Below are 20778 nucleotides of genomic sequence, written 5' to 3'. Positions count from 1 at the left end.
GAATATGCTCGTAAAAATACGAATCCAGGCCGCCCAACCGGCCAAAGGCTGATCAAGATACACAGCGAGCCCTAACCACACAAGCCGCCAAAAGTCGGAAGAACCCGCACCACACAAGCCTTTTGGTCGCGGTATCCCTTGGTGCAACCCCGCCCCAAAACCGCCGGCACCGCCCTTTCGGGTCGGCCGGCGGTTTTGTCTGCAAGCCCTTGAGAACACGCGACAAATGTCAGCCAGTGTTACGCAACCCGGCGGCAATACCGGCCACGGACACCAGCAGCGCCTGTTCCAGAGGGCTGTCCTGTGTCGCCTCCTGCTGGCGGGAGCGGGCCAGCAGCTCGGCCTGCAACAGGTGCAACGGGTCGAGGTAGGTGTTGCGCAGGCGGATGAACTCCAGGGTGTCGGGGCTGTGGGCCAGCAACTGCGACTGGCCGGTCAGGCCAAGCACCACGGCACACGCCTGCGACAATAGGTCGCGTAAATGCGCGCCCAATGGCAGCAGGTCGGCGTGTACCAGACGTTGGTCATAGAGCCGGGCGATATCGGCGTCGGCCTTGGCCAGGACCATTTCCAGCATATCGATGCGGGTGCGGAAGAACGGCCATTGCTCACGCATCTGCCCCAGCAACTGGCCTTGGCCGCGCTCCAGGGCCTTGCTCAAGGCTGCTTCCCAGCCCAGCCAGGCCGGCAGCATCAGGCGCGTCTGGGTCCAGCCGAAAATCCACGGGATCGCGCGCAGGCTCTCGATGCCCCCGGCACGACGCTTGGCCGGGCGACTGCCCAGGGGCAAGCGGCCCAGTTCCTGCTCCGGCGTGGACTGGCGGAAATACTCGACGAACTGCGGATTTTCCCGCACCACCGCGCGATAGGCGCTGACACCATCGGCCGCCAATTCATCCATCAAATGGCGCCAGGCCGGCTCCGGGGGCGGCGGTGGCAATAAGGTCGCCTCCAGCACTGCGGCCAGATACAGATTGAGGTTCTGCTCGGCGATATCCGGCAGGCCGAACTTGAAGCGAATCATCTCGCCCTGCTCGGTGGTGCGGAACCGCCCAGCCACCGAGCCCGGTGGCTGCGACAAAATCGCCGCGTGGGCCGGGCCGCCGCCACGGCCAACGGTGCCGCCGCGACCATGGAACAACAGCAACTCCACCTGCTGCTCGCGGCAGATATCCACCAGGCGTTCCTGGGCCCGGTATTGGGCCCAGGCCGCCGCAGTAGTGCCGGCGTCCTTGGCCGAGTCCGAATAGCCGATCATCACTTCCTGCGGGCCTTGCAGACGCGCGCGATAGCCGGGCAACAGCAGCAGGCGCTCGATCACCGGGCCGGCGTTGTCCAGGTCGGCCAGGGTCTCGAACAGCGGCACCACACGCATCGGCCGCTGCACCCCGGACTCCTTGAGCAGCAACTGCACCGCCAGCACATCGGACGCCGCGCCGGCCATGGAGATAACGTAGGAGCCCAGGGAGGCGGCGGGCGCGGCGGCAATTTCCTTGCAGGTATTGAGCACTTCGGCGGTGTCGGCCGATGGCTTGAAATACCCCGGCAACAATGGGCGACGGTTGGCCAATTCCTGCATCAGGAAGGTGATGCGCGCGTCTTCGTCCAAGTCCTCATAGCGACCCAGGCCCAGGTAGTCGGTGATTTCGCTCATCGCCGCCGAATGCCGGCTGGAGTCCTGGCGCACATCCAGGCGCACCAGGAACAGGCCGAACGTTACCGCACGGCGCAGGCAATCGAGCAGCGGGCCGTCGGCAATCACGCCCATGCCACAGGCGTGCAGGGACTGATAGCACAGCTCCAGCGGCTCCAGCAGGTCGCGATTGTTTTGCAGCACCTCGGCCGGCGCCGGGAGGCTGCCGGCCAACGCCGCGTGCGCCCAATTGCGGGTGGCGCGCAGGCGTTCGCGCAGTTGCTTGAGCAAGGCCCGATAAGGCTCGACGCTATCGCCGACCCTGGCCTGCAACTCGGGGCTGGCCTGCTGCATCGACAGCTCGGAGGCCAACTGATCGATATCGCGCAAGTACAGGTCCGCCGCCATCCAGCGCGCCAGCAGCAAGACTTCACGGGTCACGGGCGCCGTCACGTTGGGGTTGCCGTCACGGTCGCCGCCCATCCACGAGGCGAAGCGGATCGGTGCCGCCTCCAGGGGCAGGCGCAGGCCGGTGGCGGCGTGCAAGGCGTGATCGGCCTTGCGCAGGTAGTTGGGGATCGCGTGCCACAACGAATGCTCGATCACCGCAAAGCCCCACTTGGCCTCGTCCACCGGGGTGGGCCGGGTGCGGCGGATTTCTTCGGTGTGCCAGGCTTCGGCGATCAGCCGTTGCAGGCGTTGACGAATCTGCTCGCGCTCGGCGCTGGTCAAGTCACGGTGATCCTGCAAGGCCAGTTGCGCGGCGATAGCGTCGTATTTCTGGATCAGGGTGCGGCGCGCGACTTCGGTGGGGTGGGCGGTGAGCACCAGCTCGATCTCCAGCCGTGCCAACTGGCGGGCCAGGGATTCACTGCTATGGCCTTCACGCTGCAAACGCGCCAGCAACTCGGGCAGCACCCGCGATTCAAACGGAGCCGGCTGGGACTCATCGCGCCGGTGAATCAGTTGGTACTGTTCAGCGATATTGGCCAGGTTGAGGAACTGGTTGAACGCACGCGCCACCGGCAACAACTCGTCTTCCTGCAACTGGTTGAGGCTGGCGCTGAGCTCTTCGCCGGCCGCCGCCTCCGTTGCCGCGCCCCGGCGATCGGCCTTGGCGCCCTTGCGGATCTGCTCGATCTTGTCGAGGAACTCATCACCGTACTGTTCTCGAATCGTGTTGCCCAGCAGTTCACCCAGCAGGTGAACATCTTCACGCAAACGTGCATCGATATCGCTCATCAGCCAATCTCCAGCCAGGAATCCGGGACGCTTTGATCCTCAAGAGTGCCGTTCAAGCCTCGCGCTTACAAGCAATGTTCGGCATCTCTGTGGCAAGCCCGCTCGCCACTATTTCTTTGCTTATTCACTGAACAGCATTCCCCCTTCTATTCCGGGCCTTTCAGGGCATTTGAGTACTACTGCGCGCAGCAAAAGTTCCATTTTTCACACGCTGACTATCGGGTCAGATTTGTTCAGATGTTTTTTCGGGCAAATCGCCATCTTTGCTGAACTATTCAAAAAAGCCTTGGGTCACAGCCAGTAAGCCATCACTTGGAACAGGCGTTTGAAAAGGCACACTGAGCTTCACCGCCAAAACGCAGACGCTGAACACCGTAGATGGATTTGATGTTTTTTCAGGAGTTACCCAATGGAGTTGAAGACGATGAAGACCAGCACTGCCAAATCCTCGTTTAACCATCTGCGCGGGCTTAAATTGGCCGCGTTGGCAATCGGTACCAGCTTCGTCCTCGCGGGCTGCGCCGGCAACCCGCCAACCGAGCAGTACGCCGTGACCCAATCGGCCGTGAACAGCGCCGTCAGCGCTGGCGGTACCGAATACGCCGCCGTGGAAATGAAAGCGGCCCAGGACAAGCTCAAGCAAGCCGAACTGGCCATGCATGACAAGAAGTACGACGAAGCCCGTCGCCTGGCCGAACAGGCCGAGTGGGACGCACGCGTTGCAGAGCGCAAGGCCCAGGCTGCCAAGGCCGACCTGGCCCTGAAGGATTCTCAGAAGGCTGTTCAGGAGCTGCGTCAGGAAGGTATGCGCCCTGCTGTGATCCAGCATAAGTAAGCAGCGCCTTGTTTGCATCGCACTCGAAATCGAATTGAAAGGACGACACCACTATGCGTAAACAACTGATGATCCCTGCCCTGCTGGCGATGAGCGTTGCACTGGCGGCTTGCTCCACCCCGCCTAACGCGAACCTGGAAAACGCACGGACCAACTTCTCGGCCCTGCAAGCCAACCCGCAGGCGACCAAAATCGCCGCCCTGGAAACCAAGGACGCCAGCGAATGGCTGGACAAGGCCGATAAGGCTTACCGCGACAAGGAAGACGAGAAGAAGGTCGACCAACTGGCCTACCTGACCAACCAGCGCGTTGAAGTGGCCAAGGACACCATCGCCCTGCGCGAGTCCGAAGCCAAGCTGAAAAACGCCGGCGACGAACGTGCCCGCGCCCTGCTCGAAGCCCGCGACGCACAGATCAAGCAACTGCAAGGCAGCTTGAATGCCAAGCAGACTGAGCGCGGTACCCTGGTAACCTTCGGTGACGTGCTGTTTGCCACCAACAAGGCTGACCTGAAATCCAGCGGCCTGGTGAACATCAACAAACTGGCGCAATTCCTCCAGGAAAACCCGGATCGCAAAGTGATTGTCGAAGGCTACACCGACAGCACCGGCAGCGATGCCTACAACCTGACCCTGTCTGAGCGCCGCGCGGCTTCGGTGCAGGTTGCACTGATCAAGATGGGCGTTAACCCAGGCCGTATCGTGACCACCGGCTACGGCAAGGAATACCCGGTTGCCGATAACGCCAGCGTGTCGGGCCGTGCCATGAACCGCCGCGTTGAAGTGACCATCTCCAACGACAACCAGCCGGTCAAGCCACGCTCTTCGATTCAATAATCGACTGACGTACAGCAATGTAAAAGCCCTGCCTGGGTTTCAGGCAGGGCTTTTTTATACAAGCCCCTCCGCGACAAAGTGCTTTTGATTAGCCAAAGTTGACGGAGTTGTTGTTCTCTGGGGGCATCTGCACACCTTGCTGTTGTTGGCCACTCATCTGTTGGCGCATAGAATCTTGATCACCCTCATCGCCGCCACTACTGCCGCCACTGCCCTGGGATCCGCCTGCGCCACCCGCGCCGCCCAACAGTTGCGCCAAAAGTTTCTTCAGGGCTTCAGGGTCCAGACCACCACCCTGTTGCGGGCCCGACTCGACTCCCTTGCCAACTATATTGCCTTGGTTACCCATGCCGCCGATGTCGCCAAAGCCACCGCCGCCGCCACTACCACCACCAACTCCGCTAATGCTCATAGTGATACTCCACTTAATTAAGGGTTATTCGTCAGCGCTGCTGACAACCCATTCAGTGGTGTCATACCCAATATGGTTCCAAAAACTACCGGCCGGCTTACTGCTGCAGTTGCGGGGTTTCCTGGCCCATGCAACGCACCGCCTGCTTCTTGCTGTTCACCAGCACACCGGTCAAGCCCTTCTGCTCGGTATCGAACAGCACCAGCACACCGTCGACGCACTGCGCCACTTGGGGAGCCGGGGTCAGGGAGACTTTATAGTCCTCGCCGGGCACGGTCTTGAGCATGGTGTAGTCGCTGAGCAGCAACGCATCCTCGGGCTTGGCGAAGTGCAGGTAGCCGTAGTACCACAGGCAGCCTACGGTGCCGATGATGGTGCCGATACCGGTGAGGATCAGGGGGATCATGTTGCGTTCTTCGCTCATTACGGACTCTCTGATGATTCAACTTTTAAATGGGAAGCCGCCGGGTAATTGGGGATTTCCCCCAGGCGACGCAGGCCATTGAAATGCTGCGGATCATCAAGATAACGCAGCATCACGGTTTGCCAGGTCTTGTCGGCAAAGGTCTGCACATGCCCACCACGGGTCAATTGCAGCACCCTCGGCGGCGGCGCAGCTTGATACAGACGGATGCCGTTGGAAAGCGGCACGATCGGATCATCCAGGCTGTGGAACAGCAGTTTCGGCACGCCGGTCAGCTGCGGCATGCCGTGGATCGCACTGTCGGCGTCCGGCACCAGCCACGACAACGGCACCTGAAACGGCCATGTTAGCCAGGAAGTGCTCAGGGCGAATTGCCCTACATCACGATAACTGGCGGGCACGCCATCCAGCACCAGCGCCTTGAGCCGGGGCTGGCGCTCGGGATGCGCCGCCAGGTAATGCACCGCCAGCGCCCCGCCCAGGCTCTGGCCAAGCACCACCAGCGGCTGGCCCCGGGTTTCGGGGGCCTGGTCGAGCCACTGGAAGGCGGCGTCCAGGTCCTGGTAGATGGCCGGCAACGAAGGCTTGCCTTCGGACACGCCATAGCCGCGATAGTCCAGCATCAGCACTTGATAGCCCTGGGCCGGCAACCACCAACTGCCACCCAGGTGCCCGGACAGGTTGCCCCCATTGCCATGCAGGTGCAGCACCGTACCCTTGAGCGGCACCCCAGCCTTGGCCGGCATCCACCAGGCCCGCAGCTTCAGGCCGTCGGCAGTGGTCAGGGTGACGTCACGGTATTCCAGGCGCGCCTGCTGCGGGGTGAACGGCAGGCCGGGCTCGGGGTAGAACAGCAACGAGCTGCAGCCATTGAGGGTCAGGAGCAGGCATAGGATGCCGAGGAGTCTCATCCGTTGAAATCTCGTAAATGGGCTGACAATACAGCCCTGAAGATTAACTGTAGGAGCTGGCTTGCCTGCGATAGCGGGCTGTCAGTTACTCCACCAGTGCCTGACAGGTCGCGATCGCAGGCAAGCCAGCTCCCACAATTGATGGGGTTGGGTCAGAGGATATTAGAGTAATCCGCCTCGATCCGGTCCAGGCTCAGGTGGTTGAGGAAGTTGGAGAAGCACATCCACGCCGACAACGCATTCATATCGCGAAACTGCTCCGGCAGGTATTTGGGCGGCACCACCAGGCCTTCGTCCACCAACTGGCGCAAGGTGCGCATGTCTTCCAGGGTGGTCTTGCCGCAGAACAGCAGCGGCACCTGCTCCAGCTTGCCCTTGCGCACGGCCAGCTGGATGTAGTTGTAGACCATGATAAAGCCCTTGAGGTACGACAGATCCTTGGTAAACGGCAGGCCCGTCGGCGTCGAGCCGCGAAACACCCGGCTGGCGTTGCCGTAGCTCTCGGCCATTTCAAAGCCTTGCTCGCGGAAGAACTCGAACACCTGCAGGAAATCGGCACCCTCTTCCACCATGTGGATCGCGCGGGTGCGGTTGGTCAGCTTGCGCAGGCGGCTGGGGTAGGAGGCAAAGGTGATGATTTCCATCAGGATCGCCAGGCCTTCCTGGGTCACGGTCGATGACGGCGGACCCTTGGACAGGAAGGTGCAGATCGGCTGGTTCTGGCCATTGAGGGTAGTGCCCACGTGGACCAGCCCTTCGTGGACCTCCAGGGCCCGCACATCGCGCTCGTTGAACATCGCATCGGCGCGGATCTTGATGTAGTCGGCGCCCGCCGCCGCGTCGGCGACGATGCCGTCGGACTCAAACACGCGGATGGTTTCCTCGGCCTCGCCAAACACCTTGTTCAAGCGGCTTTGCAGCAGGCTCACGGCATCCTTGGCGGTCAGGGTCTTGGCTTCGTCCTTGAGGTCGCCACGGCCGTCGATATTGTTCAGGTAATCGGAAAGCATCAGCCCCAGGTCGGCCAGGGTCGGGTCGCCGGCATGGAACGCATCCGACGCCGCGCCATAAAGCTCCTGGGAAATCAGGCCGAAATCCTCGGTGCCACGGGCTTCAAGCATGCGCACCACCATGCGGTATTCCTTGCACATGCGCCGCATGATCTGCCCGACCGGGTTGAACTGGCCCAACTGGCGGGTGATATCGCGCTCGATGTTCTGGAACTCCAGCTTCACCTTGCTCGAATCGAACGACAATGGCCGGTTCAGGTAATAGTCGCGATCCACGGCCGGCATGTGCTTGCCCTTGCCCTGGAGGAAACCCTTGCGAATGTTGTCGTCCCACTTCACGGCGTCGAGGACGCGAATCGGTGTTTGCGCCAGCACAATGCGATCGGACAAGGTGCGTATCGTCTGCTGGTAATCGTCCACCCGGTGCTCCCTCTTTAAACGTTATTTGCCCACGCGCTGATAGCGCACGGCTTCGACAAACACATCGGCGTTGGCCGGATCATCCAGGTAAGGCAGGACCTGGCTCATGGGGCTGTCGATCAATGTTGCGTCACCTTCGGCGGTTTCCACGCGGCTGCCCAGCAGGATTTTCTGCGCGATGACCTGGTTGATCGCCTCAGGGTCGAGGTTGTAGACCACCAGTTCACGGGCTTTATTCAATTCAAAGCCCGCGAGGATAAAGTGCCCGCCCAGCTTGCCCGGCAGCGGCGCCGACAGGTACCAGCGGTTGCCATGGCGGGACACGCTGAACAGATACTCATCGCGCTTGACCGGCTGGCTCTGCGAGGTGCTCACCGCCTTGTAGCGATGCTGGCCCGCCCGGCTGATCTGCAGGTCGAGCGGCTCACCCCAGGCATTTGTGCTGGCCCACTTGCCCAGCAGCGCATCAGGTGCAGCCTCGCTGGCCGGCAAGGGCTCCTTGAAGGTCACCAGGCACCCGCCCAGAAGCAGGAAGGCCATTGCGGTTACAAGCACACGCCAGGTTTTCATCGATCACTCCACAGCTCTTTGGGGGGGCCTGGCTTCTACACAAGCCAGCTTCCCACTACTAGACCGAAGCCAGTACCAGGTGCATGTAACGCTTGAGAATCTCCAGCATTTCTTCGCCAGTCAGGGCCTCTGGCTCGAACAGCAGGCCCTGATATTCCATCCGACTGATAATCGCCGTCAAGACTTTGGCATCCTGTTGCGGCTCACGGGAGCCCAGTACCTGGAAAAACTGGCAGGTCCCCTGCAGCAGAATCTGTTGGTGAGAGCGCACCAGGTCTGCCAGGCGCGGGTTCAACAAGGCTTCCTGGCGAAACGCCTGTTCGGCCATCAGGTACTCGCGACGGCTGAGCAATTGGCGCAGGACGTAATCGGCGGTCAACCGCGCGATATCATCGGCCAGTTGCGAGCGCGACTCGGCACTGCCATCACCGTAGGCCACCATCTCCCGCAACAGGCCCTCGTTGCGTACCCACAATTTACCCATGAACGCCGCACTGCGCTCGACATACTGGGCAAACGTGTCGGTCAGCAGGTCATCGATATCCTTGAAGTAGTATGTGGTGGCCGACAACGGCACCCCGGCCTCGGCGGCCACCGCCCGATGGCGCACCGCCCGCACGCCATCGCGCACGACAATGCGCATGGCCGCGTCGAGAATGTCCTGGCGACGCTGCTCGCTGCCCTGGCGAATGGCCTTGCGACCCTGGTACTGAACACTTTCAGCCACGGCGGCAGCAATGCCAGCGGCGCCTTCTTGAGCCATTTCGCGCTTCACGAAAAATCGTCCTCTCACTCAGCAGAAGCCTGGCGCCGTATGCTTGACGTTAGTACAGGCCATACAAAAAAGCCGCCTTATAAAAGGCGGCTTGATGATTTGCTACGGTTACGCTTGCGGTCGCATGTGCGGGAACAAGATGACATCGCGGATCGACGGTGAGTTGGTCAACAGCATGACCAGGCGGTCGATACCGATCCCTTCACCAGCCGTTGGCGGCATGCCGTATTCCAGGGCGCGCACGAAGTCGGCGTCGTAGTGCATGGCTTCGTCGTCACCGGCGTCCTTGTCGGCCACCTGGGCCATGAAGCGCTCGGCCTGGTCTTGCGCGTCGTTAAGCTCGGAGTAGGCATTGGCGATTTCGCGGCCACCGATAAACAGCTCGAAACGGTCGGTGACGTTCGGGTTGTCGTCGTTGCGACGGGCCAGCGGCGACACTTCAAACGGGTACTGGGTAATGAAGTGCGGCTGTTCCAGCTTGTGCTCCACCAGTTCCTCGAAAATCATCACCTGCAGCTTGCCCAGGCCTTCAAAGCCCAGGACCTTGGCCCCGGCCTTCTTGGCGATGGCGCGCGCCTTGTCGATGTCGTTCAGGTCGTCAGCGCTCAGCTCAGGGTTGTACTTGAGGATCGAATCGAACACCGACAGGCGCACGAACGGTTCGCCGAAGTGGAACACCTTGTCGCCGTACGGCACGTCGGTAGTTCCGAGAACAAGCTGCGCCAGCTCGCGGAACAGTTCTTCGGTCAGGTCCATGTTGTCTTCGTAGTCGGCGTAGGCCTGGTAGAACTCCAACATGGTGAATTCCGGGTTGTGCCGGGTCGAGACACCTTCGTTACGGAAGTTGCGGTTGATCTCGAACACCTTCTCAAAGCCACCGACCACCAGGCGCTTGAGGTACAGCTCCGGCGCAATACGCAGGAACATTTCCATGTCCAGGGCATTGTGGTGGGTTTCAAACGGCTTGGCGGCCGCGCCGCCCGGGATGGTCTGCAACATCGGCGTCTCGACTTCAAGGAAGTCACGCGCCATCAGGAAGCTGCGGATGTGCGCGATCACTTGCGAGCGCACGCGGAACGTCTGGCGCACTTCTTCGTTGACGATCAGGTCGACGTAGCGCTGGCGATAACGCTGCTCGGTGTCGGTCAGGCCGTGGTGCTTGTCCGGCAGCGGGCGCAGCGACTTGGTCAGCAGGCGCACGTTGGTCATTTCGACGTACAGGTCGCCCTTGCCGGAACGGGCCAGGGTGCCTTCGGCGGCAATGATGTCGCCCATGTCCCAGGTTTTCACCGCGGCCAGGGTTTCTTCCGAGAGAGTCTTGCGGTTGACGTAGACCTGGATACGCCCAGTCATGTCCTGGATCACCATGAACGAGCCACGGTTGAGCATGATGCGACCTGCCACCTTGACCGGGATCGCCGCTTCAGCCAGCTCTTCCTTGGTCTTGTCCGCGTATTGCTTCTGCAAGACATCGCAGTAGTTGTCGCGGCGGAAGTCGTTAGGGAAGGCGTTACCCTTGGCGCGCTCGGCAGCAAGCTTTTCCTTGCGCAGGGCGATCAGGGAGTTTTCTTCCTGTTGCAGGGCCTGGTCGAGTTGTTGGTCGCTCATGTCTTTAAATTTTCCATCACAGGTTCGTTGCCCCCAGGCCTTCGGCCTGGGGATCGCGGGCAAGCCCGCTCCCACAGAGGGTGTTACAGGCCGGACTTCAGGCTGGCTTCCAGGTATTCGTCGATATCGCCGTCGAGTACCTTGTCGCAGTCGCTGCGTTCGATGTTAGTGCGCAGATCCTTGATCCGCGAGGCATCGAGCACATACGAACGGATCTGGTGCCCCCAGCCGATATCCGACTTGGTGTCTTCCAGCGCCTGGGACGCGGCGTTGCGTTTCTGCATTTCCTGCTCGTACAACTTGGCCCGCAGCATTTTCATGGCGGTGTCCTTGTTGGCGTGCTGGGAACGTTCGTTCTGGCAGCTGACCACGGTGTTGCTCGGTACGTGGGTGATCCGTACGGCCGAGTCGGTGGTGTTTACGTGCTGGCCACCGGCACCGGAGGAGCGGTAGGTGTCGATGCGCAGGTCGGCCGGGTTGATCTCGATTTCCACCTTGTCGTCGATCTCGGGGGAGACGAAAACGGCAGAGAACGAGGTGTGGCGACGGTTGCCGGAGTCGAACGGGCTCTTGCGCACCAGGCGGTGCACGCCGATCTCGGTACGCAGCCAGCCAAAGGCGTATTCGCCCTTGATATGCACGGTCGCGCCCTTGATACCGGCGACTTCACCGGCGGACAGTTCCATGATGGTCGCTTCAAAGCCGCGCTTGTCGGCCCAGCGCAGGTACATGCGCAGCAGGATGTTGGCCCAGTCCTGGGCTTCGGTGCCGCCGGAACCGGCCTGGATATCCAGGTAGGCGTTGTTCGGGTCCATTTCGTGGCTGAACATGCGGCGGAATTCGAGTTTGGCGAGGTTGTCCTCGAGACGGGCCAGCTCGGCGACGATATCGCCCACTGCGCCTTCGTCGTTTTCTTCGACGGCCATGTCCAGCAGGTCGCGGCAGTCACCCAGACCGGTGTTCAATTCGTCGAGGGTGTCGACGATCTGCGCCAGCGCAGCGCGCTCACGCCCCAGTTCCTGGGCGTATTCAGGTTTGTTCCAGACAGCCGGATCTTCAAGCTCGCGATTGACTTCGGTCAGACGCTCATGCTTTTGATCGTAGTCAAAGATACCCCCGAATAGTTTCGGAGCGCTCGGACAGGTCCTTGATGGTGTTAAGGATCGGGTTGATTTCCATGGCGGGCAGCACTCGTTGGCGAACTTTTGAAAGCCGGCGAGTATAACGGCAAAAGGTCGGAAACGGCAGTCCGCTTGGCCGAAAAGGCTGGGTTTGTGTGATATCTACAGACCGATAAAGATCAAATGTAGGAGCTGGCTTGCCTGCTCCCACATTGGGCTGGCGGTGTTCTGCAAGCTATTCGATCCCCACCTGGTTGCGCCCATTATGCTTGGCCAGGTACAACCCCTTGTCCGCCGCCGAGATCAATTGCCGGCAATCGGTCCCCAGCATCGGCGTCATGGTCGCCAGGCCAATGCTGATGGTCAGGCTCGCCCCTTCAGACGGCGCGATATGCGGGATTTTCAGCGCGGCGACGGCCTGGCGCAGTTTCTCCGCCACCAGCCGCGCACCGCCAGGCGAGGTGTTGGGCAGCACCAGGGCAAACTCCTCGCCCCCGTAGCGCGCCGGCAGGTCCGAAGGACGGCTGCTGGCGTCACGGATGCTCGCCGCCACCTTGCGCAACGCCTCGTCCCCTTCCAAGTGGCCAAAGCTGTCGTTGTAGGTCTTGAAAAAGTCCACGTCGATCATCAGCAACGACAACTGGGTCTGATCACGCATGGCACGCCGCCATTCCAGCTCCAGGTACTCGTCGAAATGCCGGCGGTTGGACAGCCCGGTCAAGCCGTCGGAGTTCATCAAGCGTTGCAGCACCAGGTTGGTGTCCAGCAGTTGTTGCTGGCTGACCCGCAGCGCACGGTAGGCCGCATCCCGCTGCAACAGGGTCATGTAGGAGCGCGAGTGGTAGCGGATACGCGCCACCAGTTCGATGTTGTCCGGCAGTTTCACCAGGTAGTCATTGGCCCCGGCGGCAAACGCGGCGCTCTTGATCAGCGGGTCTTCCTTGGTCGAGAGCACGATGATCGGGATGTTCTGGGTCGCCGGGTGGTTGCGGTATTCCCGCACCAGGGTCAGGCCGTCCAGCCCGGGCATGACCAGGTCCTGGAGAATCACTGTCGGCTTGATGCGGATCGCCTGGGAGATGGCCTGGTGGGGGTCGGCACAGAAGTGGAAGTCGATATTGTCCTCATGGGCCAGACCGCGTCGCACGGCTTCGCCGATCATCGCCTGGTCATCGACCAGTAACACCATGGCGGCATTTTCGTCGGTTTTGAAGTCGTCGAGCTGTAAATCATTCATTTGCGGTCACCTGAATTACTACGTGCAGGCCAGGACAGCGAGTTATCTCGGTCATTTTGCGAATACCTCCAGCAATCGTGGCGCAATTCTGTCCAATGGGCGAATCTCAACAGCGGCATCAATTGCCGCCGCCGCTTTGGGCATGCCGTAAACTGCACAGCTCTGCTGATCCTGAGCGATGGTCAGATAGCCCTGCTGACGCATCAATTTGAGTCCCTGGGCTCCATCGCGTCCCATGCCGGTCAGCAAGACGCCGACAGCATCGCCGTTCCAATGGCTGGCGACGCTCTCGAAAAACACGTCGATGGACGGTCGATAAATCTCGTTCACGGGCTCTGCCGTATAGGCCAGCGTGCCGTTTTTCAGCAGCCGGATATGATGATTGGTGCCGGCCAGCAATACCACGCCGCTTTGCGGCGGTTCCCCCTCGCGCGCCAGGCGCACCGGCAGGCCCGAGGCGCTGCTCAGCCACTCGGCCATGCCGGCGGCGAACACCTGGTCCACATGCTGGACCAGCACAATGGCTGCCGCAAAGTCCCGAGGCAAGCCCTTGAGCAAGGTTTCCAGCGCCGCCGGGCCACCTGCCGAAGAACCGATCGCCACCAGGCTCTGGCGCTTGCCCGTACTGCGCGGGGGGACCGGTTCGGCCCGAACCCGGCTGCCGCGCTGGCCGATCAGCCAGCCAATATTGAGGATCTTGCGCAACAGCGGTGCCGCCGCCTCCTTGGCATCGCCAACCCCCAGTGCCGGGGTGTCCACCACATCCAGGGCGCCATGGCCCATGGCTTCAAACACGCGGCTGACATTCTGCTGACGATCCACCGTCACGATAACGATAGCGCATGGCGTCTCGGCCATGATCTGCCGGGTGGCCTCGACGCCATCCATCACCGGCATGATCAGGTCCATCAGGATCAGGTCCGGGGTCACCTCGGCACAGCGCTGCACCGCTTCCAGGCCATTGGTGGCGACCCACACCACTTCATGGGCCGGCTCGAAGCTCAAGGCACGGCGCAAGGCCTCGACTGCCAGGGGCATGTCATTGACGATGGCGATCCTCATGCCCGGGCGCCTCCAATCAGTTCCACCACCGCATCGAGCAGGGCGTCGTCATGGAAGCTGGCCTTGGCCAGGTAATAGTCGGCGCCGGCATCCAGGCCACGCCGCCGGTCTTCTTCACGATCCTTGTAGGACACCACCATCACCGGCAGCGATTGCAGGCGAGTGTCACGGCGCAAAAGTGTGACCAATTCAATACCGTCCATGCGAGGCATATCAATGTCAGTAATCAGCAGGTCGAAGTCTTCGGAACGCAGAGCATTCCAGCCATCCATGCCATCGACGGCGACCGCCACGTCATATCCACGGTTAAGTAATAGCTTGCGCTGCAATTCGCGCACGGTCAGCGAGTCATCCACCACCAGAATGCGCTTGCGCGCGGCCTCGACGGTTTGCAGGGCGCGGCGGGCAATGCGCTCCAGGCGCCCGGTGTTGAGCAGCTTGTCCACCGAGCGCAGCATGTCCTCGACATCGACGATCAATACCACCGAACCGTCATCGAGCAGCGCACCGGCAGAGATGTCCTGCACCTTGCCCAGGCGATCATCCAGGGGCAGCACCACCAGGGTGCGCTCGCCGATAAAGCGCTCCACGGCAATCCCGTACACCGCATCGCGCTCGCGGATCACCACGACCTTGAGGGTGTCCTGGTTGCTTTGCCCGGGTGGGCGCTGCAACAACTGGCTGGCCGCGACCAGGCCGACATGCCGGCCCTCGTGCCAGAAATGCTGGCGGCCTTCCAGTTGCACGATTTCGTCGGGTTCCAGGTCGCACATGCGCTCGATATGGGCCAGGGGGAAGGCGTAGGCTTCTTCGCCGACCTCCACCACCAGGCTGCGCACCACCGACAGGGTCAGCGGCACTTCCAGGTGAAAGCGGCTGCCCTGCCCCGCCGTCTGCTCCAGCAGCACCGCGCCGCGCAATTGGCGGACCATATGTTGCACGGCATCCAGGCCGACCCCGCGCCCGGAGACCTCGGTCACCTTGTCGCGCAGGCTGAAGCCCGGCAGGAACAGGAACGTCAGCAACTCCTCTTCACTCAGACGCTGAGCGGTTTCCAGCGGCGACAGATTGCGCTCGACAATACTGCCGCGCAGGCGCGCCAGGTCCACGCCGTTGCCGTCATCGCTCAACTCCAGCACCAGCAGACCCGCCTGGTGCGAGGCGCGCAAGCGGATCAGGCCCTCGGCCGGCTTGCCCGCCAGCAGGCGCTGCTCAGGCATCTCGATGCCATGGTCGACAGCGTTGCGCAATAAGTGGGTCAGCGGCGCTTCAAGTTTTTCCAGCACATCGCGGTCGACCTGGGTCTTCTCGCCTTCGATTTCCAGGCGTACCTGCTTGCCCAGGCTGCGGCCCAGGTCGCGCACCATGCGCACCTGGCCCGCCAGCACATCGGCAAACGGGCGCATACGGCACGCCAGTGCGGTGTCATACAACACCTGGGCCCGTTGCCCGGCCTGCCAGCCAAACTCGTCGAGCTCGGCGGTCTTTTCCGCCAGCAGCAGCTGCGCTTCACTCAACAGGCGGCGGGCATCGGCCAGGGCTTCTTGGGCTTCGAGGTTCAGGTCGACGGTCTTGAGCTGGCCATCGAGGTTATCCAGGGCCCGGGCGCTGTTGCTTTGGAGGCGCTTGAGGCGTTGCAGGCTGGACAGGTACGGCTTGAGGCGCTGGGTTTCCACCAGGGACTTGCTGGACAGGTCCAGCAGGCTGTTCAAGCGCTCGGCCGTGACCCGCAACACGCGCTCGCCGCCTTCGGTCATGCGTTTGTTCTGGCGCGGCGCATCACTGCTGATGGGCGGCGCGGTCTCCGGTTCCGGGGGCAATAACAGTGATTCTTCAAGGGACGCCAGTGGCTCCGGGAGCGACGCCGGCACGGGCGGCGGTGCAACCACCTTGGCCATGGGTTGCGACGGATCCAGCAAGCGCTCCATCAGCGCCACATAGGCCTCGATATCGTCCGGGCCCACGCTGTTGCCCGGCGTGGCGATGCGCATCAGCAGGTCGGTGCCCTGCAACAACGCGTCGATATGTTCGGGTTGCAGAAACAGCCGGCTTTCCTGGGCGCTGACCAGGCAGTCTTCCATCACGTGGGCCACGCTGACGCCGGCATCGACCCCGACAATCCGCGCCGCGCCCTTGAGCGAATGCGCCGCACGCATGCAGGCTTCAAGCTGGTCGGCCTGGGTCGGGTTGCGCTCCAGGGCCAGCAAGCCGGCACTGAGCACCTGGGTCTGGGCATCGGCTTCCAGGCTGAACAGTTCCAGCAGCGAGGCGTCGCGCATCTGGTCGGGGGTCATGTGAGGCTCCGGGTCACGGCAGACAGCAGTTGCGTCTCGTCCAACCAGCGCAGGCTGCGGCCCTTGAACGGCAACACGCCCTGGGTGTAGCGCGCACTGGCCTGGGTGCCGGACGCAGACGCCGCTTTGAGGGTGCGCTCATCAATGGCATGGATGCCATCCACTTCATCCACCGGCACCACCACCGGGCCGTCCTGCGCGGCGATGATCAGCATGCGCGGCATGATCCGCCCGCCGCTGGGGCCACCGCCCGTGCTGTCGAGCCCGAGCAGTTCCACCAGGGACAGGCAGGCCACCAGCGCGCCGCGCACATTGGCGACCCCGAGCAGCGCCCGCGAACGCTGGTGAGGCAAGGAATGAATCGGCTGCAGGGGCGCCACTTCCACCAGGCACCGGGTGGCGATGCCCAGCCACTCCTCGCCCAGGCGGAACATCAGCAGTGAACGGGTGACCACCTCGTCGTCGGCCTGCGCGGCGGCCGCGGGATGTCGGTCTTCCTGCTGCAAGGCGTAGCGATCCAGCAGGCGGGTGGCGGCCGCCGAGTACACCGCGCAATTGCGGCAGTGGATATGCTCGACCAGCAACGGGCAGGTTTTATCGCCGTGGATCCCGATGCGGTTCCAGCAATCGTCGATGGCCTGGGTATCGGCGACCGTCAGGTCCAGGTCAGTGTCCGGGGATGGGGAGCTACTCATCGTTTATGCTCACTGTCAGCGGCTCGCTCGCTACGGGCGGCACGGGCTTGCAAGCGCCGCGCGCCCGCCGTATCGCCCTGGGACTCCAGCAGCGCAGCCAGGTGCATCAAGGCCTGCGGATGCTGGGGCTCCAGGTACAAGGCTTTTCGATAATACCCCTGGGCCTCCAGGGCGCTACCCGCCACATCGCTGAGCAGGCCCAGCCAGTAGAACACCTGGGCCGCCGGTGGATGGTTTTGCAGGTAGCGCTCGCAGGCCGCCCGGGCTTCCAGGCTCTTGCCTTCATTGGCCAGGGTCGCGATCTGCCCGAGCAGATCGGCGGCATCCGACTGCACCGGCGGCGCCTTGAGTACCACCGCCGGCGCGCTGCCCCCACTGAACGGCCGGGGCCGGGCCGGGATCGGCGCCGTACTGCGCTGGGGCAGCGGCACCGGCATGGGCGTAAAGACCGGCGCGGGCGGCGCGGCTTCAGCGTGGCGGCTGAAGGCAAACGACTGCGGCACCCCAATCGAACGCATGCCCAGGCGCCCCAGCAGGCTGCCTTCGGCCGGGCCGATAAACAGCACGCCATCGACATGGGTCAGGCCCTTGAGCACTTCAAATACCTGCTTCTGGGTTGGCTGGTCGAAGTAGATCAGCAGGTTGCGGCAAAACACAAAGTCATAGGTCGGCTCATTGGCCAGCAACTGCGGGTCCAGCAGGTTGCCCACTTGCAGGCGCACTTGCTCGCGCACCCGGTCGGCGACGCGATAGCCGTCGCTCTCGGCAGTGAAATACCGTTCACGGAACTCGATGTCCTGGCCACGAAAGGAGTTCTTGCCATACACCCCGCGCCGCGCCCGCTCCACCGACAGCGGGCTGACGTCCATGCCCTGCACCTTGAACTGGTGGGGCGAAAGGCCCGCATCGAGCAGGGCCATGGCAATGGAGTAGGGTTCCTCGCCGGTGGAGCACGGCAGGCTGAGGATGCGCAAGGCGCGCATCTGCTTGATCTCGCCCAGCCGCGTCACCGCCAGCCGCGCCAGGGTGGCAAAGGATTCGGGATAGCGAAAGAACCAGGTCTCGGGAACGATGACCGCTTCGATCAGCGCCTGCTGTTCCTCGTTGCAGGTTTGCAAGCGCTGCCAGTACTGATCGGCATTCAGCCCCTGCAACGCCTGGCTGCGCTGGCGCACGGCGCGCTCGATAATCGCTTCGCCCACCGAAGCGACGTCCAGGCCGATGCGTTCCTTGAGAAAGTCGAAGAAGCGTTGGTCATTGCTCATCAAGCCTCCCCAGCGCTCAGGTCGGTGGCAAACAGCAAGGCGCGGACCTCGGCAGTGAGCAGGTCGGCGACGCCGATCCACTGCATCAGCCCCCGTTCGTCTTCACGCACCGGCCCCAAATAAGGCGCCTGGCGATTGTCCAGGCCGTAAGGCTGGAAGTCGGCCGGGTCGCAACGCAGGGTGTCGGTGGCCTGTTCGAGGATCAGCCCCAGCCAGCGCGGCGCCTGCCAGGCTTGGGGACGGTAGTTGACCAGCACCAGCCGCGTACTGGTGCGAGCCTGGGCCGGGGTCCCAAACGTCAGGGCGCTGAGGTCGATCACCGGCACCATGTAGGCGCGATGGGCAAAGATCCCGGCGACCCACGCCGGCGCATGGGCGATGGGCTTGAGCGGCAGGCGCGGTAGCACCTCAGCCACTTCCGTGGCCTTGAGGGCGTAGCGCTCGCTGCCGATATGAAACACCAGGAACAAGGCTTTTTTGGCGGCCGTCACCGCGTCGCGTTTCGCCGCTGGATCACTCATCAGACTTTAAAACGCGACACGCCGCTGCGCAGACCCACCGCAACCTGGCTCAGTTCATCAATGGCAAAGCTGGCCTGGCGCAGGGACTCCACGGTCTGGCTACTGGCATCGCCCAACTGCACCAGCGCATGGTTGATCTGTTCGGCACCGGTGGCCTGGGCCTGCATGCCCTCGTTGACCATCAGCACACGCGGCGCCAAGGCTTGTACCTGGTGAATGATCTGCGACAGCTGCTCGCCGACCTGCTGCACCTCGAACATGCCGCGACGCACTTCTTCGGAGAACTTGTCCATGCCCATCACGCCCGCCGAGACCGCCGACTGGATCTCGCGCACCATCTGCTCGATATCGTAGGTGGCCACGGCAGTCTGGTCGGCCAGGCGCCGCACTTCGGTGGCGACCACGGCAAAGCCGCGCCCGTATTCACCGGCTTTCTCGGCCTCGATGGCGGCGTTGAGGGACAGCAGGTTGGTCTGGTCGGCCACCTTGACGATGGTCACCACCACCTGGTTGATGTTACCGGCCTTCTCGTTGAGGATCGCCAGCTTGGCGTTGACCAGGTCGGCGGCGCCCATCACCGAGTGCATGGTTTCTTCCATGCGGGCCAGGCCTTGCTGGCCGGAACCGGCGGCCACCGAGGCCTGGTCGGCGGCGGTGGACACTTCGGTCATGGTGCGCACCAGGTCCTTGGACGTGGCGGCGATTTCCCGCGAGGTGGCGCCGATTTCGGTGGTGGTGGCGGCGGTTTCAGTGGCCGTGGCCTGTTGCTGCTTGGAGGTGGCGGCAATCTCGGTCACCGAGGTGGTGACCTGTACCGACGAACGCTGGGCCTGGGATACCAGGGCGGTCAGCTCGGTCATCATGTCGTTGAAGCCGGTTTCGACGGCGCCGAACTCGTCCTTGCGTTCCAGGTTCAGGCGCTTGCTCAGATCGCCGGTGCGCATGGTGTCGAGGATATCGACGATGCGTTTCATCGGCGCCATGATCGCGCGCATCAGCAGCAACCCGCACAGGCCGGCGGCAAGGATCGCCAGGAGCAGCGACACGCCCATGCTGATTTTGGCGGCATCCACGGCTTCATCGATGGCGGCGGTGGCGCTGTCCGCGACTTTTTTGTTCGCGTTGATGATGTCATTGAGCTTCATGCGCCCTGCGGTCCAGGCCGGGGTCAGTTGCTCGTCGAACAGCTTGACCGCCTCGGCTTCCTTGTTGGCTGCATGCAGCTCCAGGACCTGGACCAGCACCTGGTTGTACTTTTGGTGCAGGGCCTCAAAGGTGTCGAACTCGTTACGATCCTGGTCGAGATTGATCGTCTTGGCGTAACTGGCCATATGCTGGTCCAGCCGCGCCTCGAACGTCTTGTAATCCTGGCGGTCGGCGTCGGAAATGCCCTGATGCTCGCGCAAACCGATCAGCTCCTGGGTTTGCAGGTAGCTGTCGACCCAGGCGCTGCGGATCATCGAGCTGAAAAACACCCCTGGCACGGCGTCGTCGCGCACCGAGTTCTCGCTCGATTCGATTTTCAGCAACCGTGAATACGAGACCACGACCATCAACAGCATGATGGCGATAATGACCGCAAAGCTCGCCAAGATGCGTTGGCGCAAGGTCCAGTTTTTCACAGTACTTCCTCGAAGGCCGATCAAATGCCCGGGAGTATAGCTGAGGCAGTGCCATCATTTATCAATGGGTTGTGGGCCAAGTCTCAAGGAATACAAAAACACCCCGCAACCTTGATGGCGGCGGGGTGTTTGATGTCGATCGTTCCCACGCTCTGCGTGGGAATGCCGTCCGTGACGCTCCGCGTCGCCTGCGCGAAGTTCAAGACCGGCGGCGGATGGCGGGGCGCGGAGCGTCCCTGGCGGCATTCCCACGCGGGAGCGTGGGAATGATCAGTTGCAACTCAT

Annotated in this window: 18 protein-coding genes; 2 read left to right on the top strand and 16 right to left on the bottom strand. The window is 62.4% G+C overall.

Annotated features, from left to right (window positions below; genetic code table 11):
- Nucleotides 1–229 precede the first annotated feature (229 nt).
- Nucleotides 230–2875, bottom strand: coding sequence for a phosphoenolpyruvate carboxylase (ppc, locus tag AO268_RS06525; RefSeq protein WP_099168204.1), 2646 nt, complete (start codon nt 2873–2875; stop codon nt 230–232).
- 409 nt (nt 2876–3284) lie between these two features.
- Here ppc and AO268_RS06520 point away from each other — a divergent pair, with 409 nt between their 5' ends.
- The gene (locus tag AO268_RS06520; protein WP_076962139.1) at nt 3285–3710 is read left to right on the top strand and encodes a DUF4398 domain-containing protein; all 426 of its coding nucleotides are present in this window, start codon (nt 3285–3287) and stop codon (nt 3708–3710) included.
- Nucleotides 3711–3763: 53 nt separating this feature from the next.
- Nucleotides 3764–4546, top strand: a complete 783-nt coding sequence (locus AO268_RS06515) for an OmpA family protein (protein WP_076962138.1) — start codon at nt 3764–3766, stop codon at nt 4544–4546.
- Nucleotides 4547–4634: 88 nt separating this feature from the next.
- Here the strand turns inward: AO268_RS06515 and AO268_RS06510 are convergent, their stop codons facing one another.
- From AO268_RS06510 to AO268_RS06440, 15 genes are all read right to left on the bottom strand, one after another.
- Nucleotides 4635–4958: a hypothetical protein gene (locus AO268_RS06510; protein ID WP_076962137.1), complete on the bottom strand. Its 324-nt coding sequence runs from the start codon at nt 4956–4958 to the stop codon at nt 4635–4637.
- A gap of 97 nt (nt 4959–5055) precedes the next feature.
- A complete protein-coding gene (locus AO268_RS06505) occupies nt 5056–5382 on the bottom strand; it encodes a hypothetical protein (RefSeq protein ID WP_038446400.1) in 327 nt (108 codons plus the stop codon).
- Nucleotides 5382–6293 (bottom strand): alpha/beta hydrolase, encoded by a 912-nt coding sequence (locus tag AO268_RS06500; RefSeq protein WP_099168203.1) that lies wholly within the window; start codon nt 6291–6293, stop codon nt 5382–5384. Before AO268_RS06500 ends, AO268_RS06505 begins: the two co-directional genes overlap by 1 nt.
- Nucleotides 6294–6445: 152 nt before the next feature.
- Nucleotides 6446–7723: a flavohemoglobin expression-modulating QEGLA motif protein gene (locus AO268_RS06495; RefSeq protein ID WP_076962135.1), complete on the bottom strand. Its 1278-nt coding sequence runs from the start codon at nt 7721–7723 to the stop codon at nt 6446–6448.
- Nucleotides 7724–7744: 21 nt separating this feature from the next.
- A complete protein-coding gene (locus AO268_RS06490; RefSeq protein ID WP_076962134.1) occupies nt 7745–8293 on the bottom strand; it encodes a hypothetical protein in 549 nt (182 codons plus the stop codon).
- A 58-nt stretch (nt 8294–8351) separates the two neighbouring features.
- Entirely contained in the window at nt 8352–9068 is a 717-nt protein-coding gene (locus AO268_RS06485; RefSeq protein ID WP_169865343.1) for a TetR/AcrR family transcriptional regulator, read from the bottom strand.
- 108 nt (nt 9069–9176) lie between these two features.
- The gene (gene lysS, locus AO268_RS06480; RefSeq protein ID WP_076962133.1) at nt 9177–10676 is read right to left on the bottom strand and encodes a lysine--tRNA ligase; all 1500 of its coding nucleotides are present in this window, start codon (nt 10674–10676) and stop codon (nt 9177–9179) included.
- 83 nt (nt 10677–10759) lie between these two features.
- Nucleotides 10760–11855 (bottom strand): peptide chain release factor 2 gene (gene prfB / locus AO268_RS06475; RefSeq protein WP_099168202.1). Its coding sequence is split into 2 segments (ribosomal slippage): nt 10760–11782 and nt 11784–11855, totalling 1095 coding nucleotides; the frame shifts between segments, so codons are not numbered across the junction.
- Nucleotides 11856–12032: 177 nt separating this feature from the next.
- Entirely contained in the window at nt 12033–13034 is a 1002-nt protein-coding gene (locus tag AO268_RS06470) for a diguanylate cyclase domain-containing protein (protein WP_076962132.1), read from the bottom strand.
- Nucleotides 13035–13085: 51 nt separating this feature from the next.
- The gene (locus AO268_RS06465) at nt 13086–14096 is read right to left on the bottom strand and encodes a chemotaxis response regulator protein-glutamate methylesterase (RefSeq protein WP_076962131.1); all 1011 of its coding nucleotides are present in this window, start codon (nt 14094–14096) and stop codon (nt 13086–13088) included.
- Nucleotides 14093–16390, bottom strand: coding sequence for a hybrid sensor histidine kinase/response regulator (locus AO268_RS06460; RefSeq protein WP_099168201.1), 2298 nt, complete (start codon nt 16388–16390; stop codon nt 14093–14095). Before AO268_RS06460 ends, AO268_RS06465 begins: the two co-directional genes overlap by 4 nt.
- Nucleotides 16387–17085 carry a chemotaxis protein CheW gene (locus AO268_RS06455; protein WP_076962129.1) on the bottom strand — a complete coding sequence of 233 codons (699 nt, stop codon included), beginning with the start codon at nt 17083–17085 and terminating at the stop codon, nt 16387–16389. The genes AO268_RS06460 and AO268_RS06455 overlap by 4 nt, the downstream gene beginning before the upstream one ends.
- Nucleotides 17082–18350, bottom strand: a complete 1269-nt coding sequence (locus AO268_RS06450) for a CheR family methyltransferase (protein WP_099168200.1) — start codon at nt 18348–18350, stop codon at nt 17082–17084. The genes AO268_RS06455 and AO268_RS06450 overlap by 4 nt, the downstream gene beginning before the upstream one ends.
- A complete protein-coding gene (locus AO268_RS06445) occupies nt 18350–18871 on the bottom strand; it encodes a chemotaxis protein CheW (RefSeq protein WP_099168199.1) in 522 nt (173 codons plus the stop codon). Before AO268_RS06445 ends, AO268_RS06450 begins: the two co-directional genes overlap by 1 nt.
- Nucleotides 18871–20493: a methyl-accepting chemotaxis protein gene (locus AO268_RS06440; protein WP_099168198.1), complete on the bottom strand. Its 1623-nt coding sequence runs from the start codon at nt 20491–20493 to the stop codon at nt 18871–18873. The genes AO268_RS06445 and AO268_RS06440 overlap by 1 nt, the downstream gene beginning before the upstream one ends.
- Nucleotides 20494–20778 lie beyond the last annotated feature (285 nt).

This window comes from Pseudomonas sp. ICMP 8385 (assembly GCF_002699915.1).
GTDB lineage: Bacteria > Pseudomonadota > Gammaproteobacteria > Pseudomonadales > Pseudomonadaceae > Aquipseudomonas > Aquipseudomonas gessardii.
This window is presented reverse-complemented; position numbering and strand designations above follow the sequence as displayed.

Coding starts and splice junctions, on each gene's coding strand:
- ppc (WP_099168204.1), bottom strand. CDS start 2,875: ATGAGCGATATCGATGCACGTTTGCGTGAAGATGTTCACCTGCTGGGT.
- AO268_RS06520 (WP_076962139.1), top strand. CDS start 3,285: ATGGAGTTGAAGACGATGAAGACCAGCACTGCCAAATCCTCGTTTAAC.
- AO268_RS06515 (WP_076962138.1), top strand. CDS start 3,764: ATGCGTAAACAACTGATGATCCCTGCCCTGCTGGCGATGAGCGTTGCA.
- AO268_RS06510 (WP_076962137.1), bottom strand. CDS start 4,958: ATGAGCATTAGCGGAGTTGGTGGTGGTAGTGGCGGCGGCGGTGGCTTT.
- AO268_RS06505 (WP_038446400.1), bottom strand. CDS start 5,382: ATGAGCGAAGAACGCAACATGATCCCCCTGATCCTCACCGGTATCGGC.
- AO268_RS06500 (WP_099168203.1), bottom strand. CDS start 6,293: ATGAGACTCCTCGGCATCCTATGCCTGCTCCTGACCCTCAATGGCTGC.
- AO268_RS06490 (WP_076962134.1), bottom strand. CDS start 8,293: ATGAAAACCTGGCGTGTGCTTGTAACCGCAATGGCCTTCCTGCTTCTG.
- lysS (WP_076962133.1), bottom strand. CDS start 10,676: ATGAGCGACCAACAACTCGACCAGGCCCTGCAACAGGAAGAAAACTCC.
- AO268_RS06470 (WP_076962132.1), bottom strand. CDS start 13,034: ATGAATGATTTACAGCTCGACGACTTCAAAACCGACGAAAATGCCGCC.
- AO268_RS06465 (WP_076962131.1), bottom strand. CDS start 14,096: ATGAGGATCGCCATCGTCAATGACATGCCCCTGGCAGTCGAGGCCTTG.
- AO268_RS06460 (WP_099168201.1), bottom strand. CDS start 16,390: ATGACCCCCGACCAGATGCGCGACGCCTCGCTGCTGGAACTGTTCAGC.
- AO268_RS06455 (WP_076962129.1), bottom strand. CDS start 17,085: ATGAGTAGCTCCCCATCCCCGGACACTGACCTGGACCTGACGGTCGCC.
- AO268_RS06450 (WP_099168200.1), bottom strand. CDS start 18,350: ATGAGCAATGACCAACGCTTCTTCGACTTTCTCAAGGAACGCATCGGC.
- AO268_RS06445 (WP_099168199.1), bottom strand. CDS start 18,871: ATGAGTGATCCAGCGGCGAAACGCGACGCGGTGACGGCCGCCAAAAAA.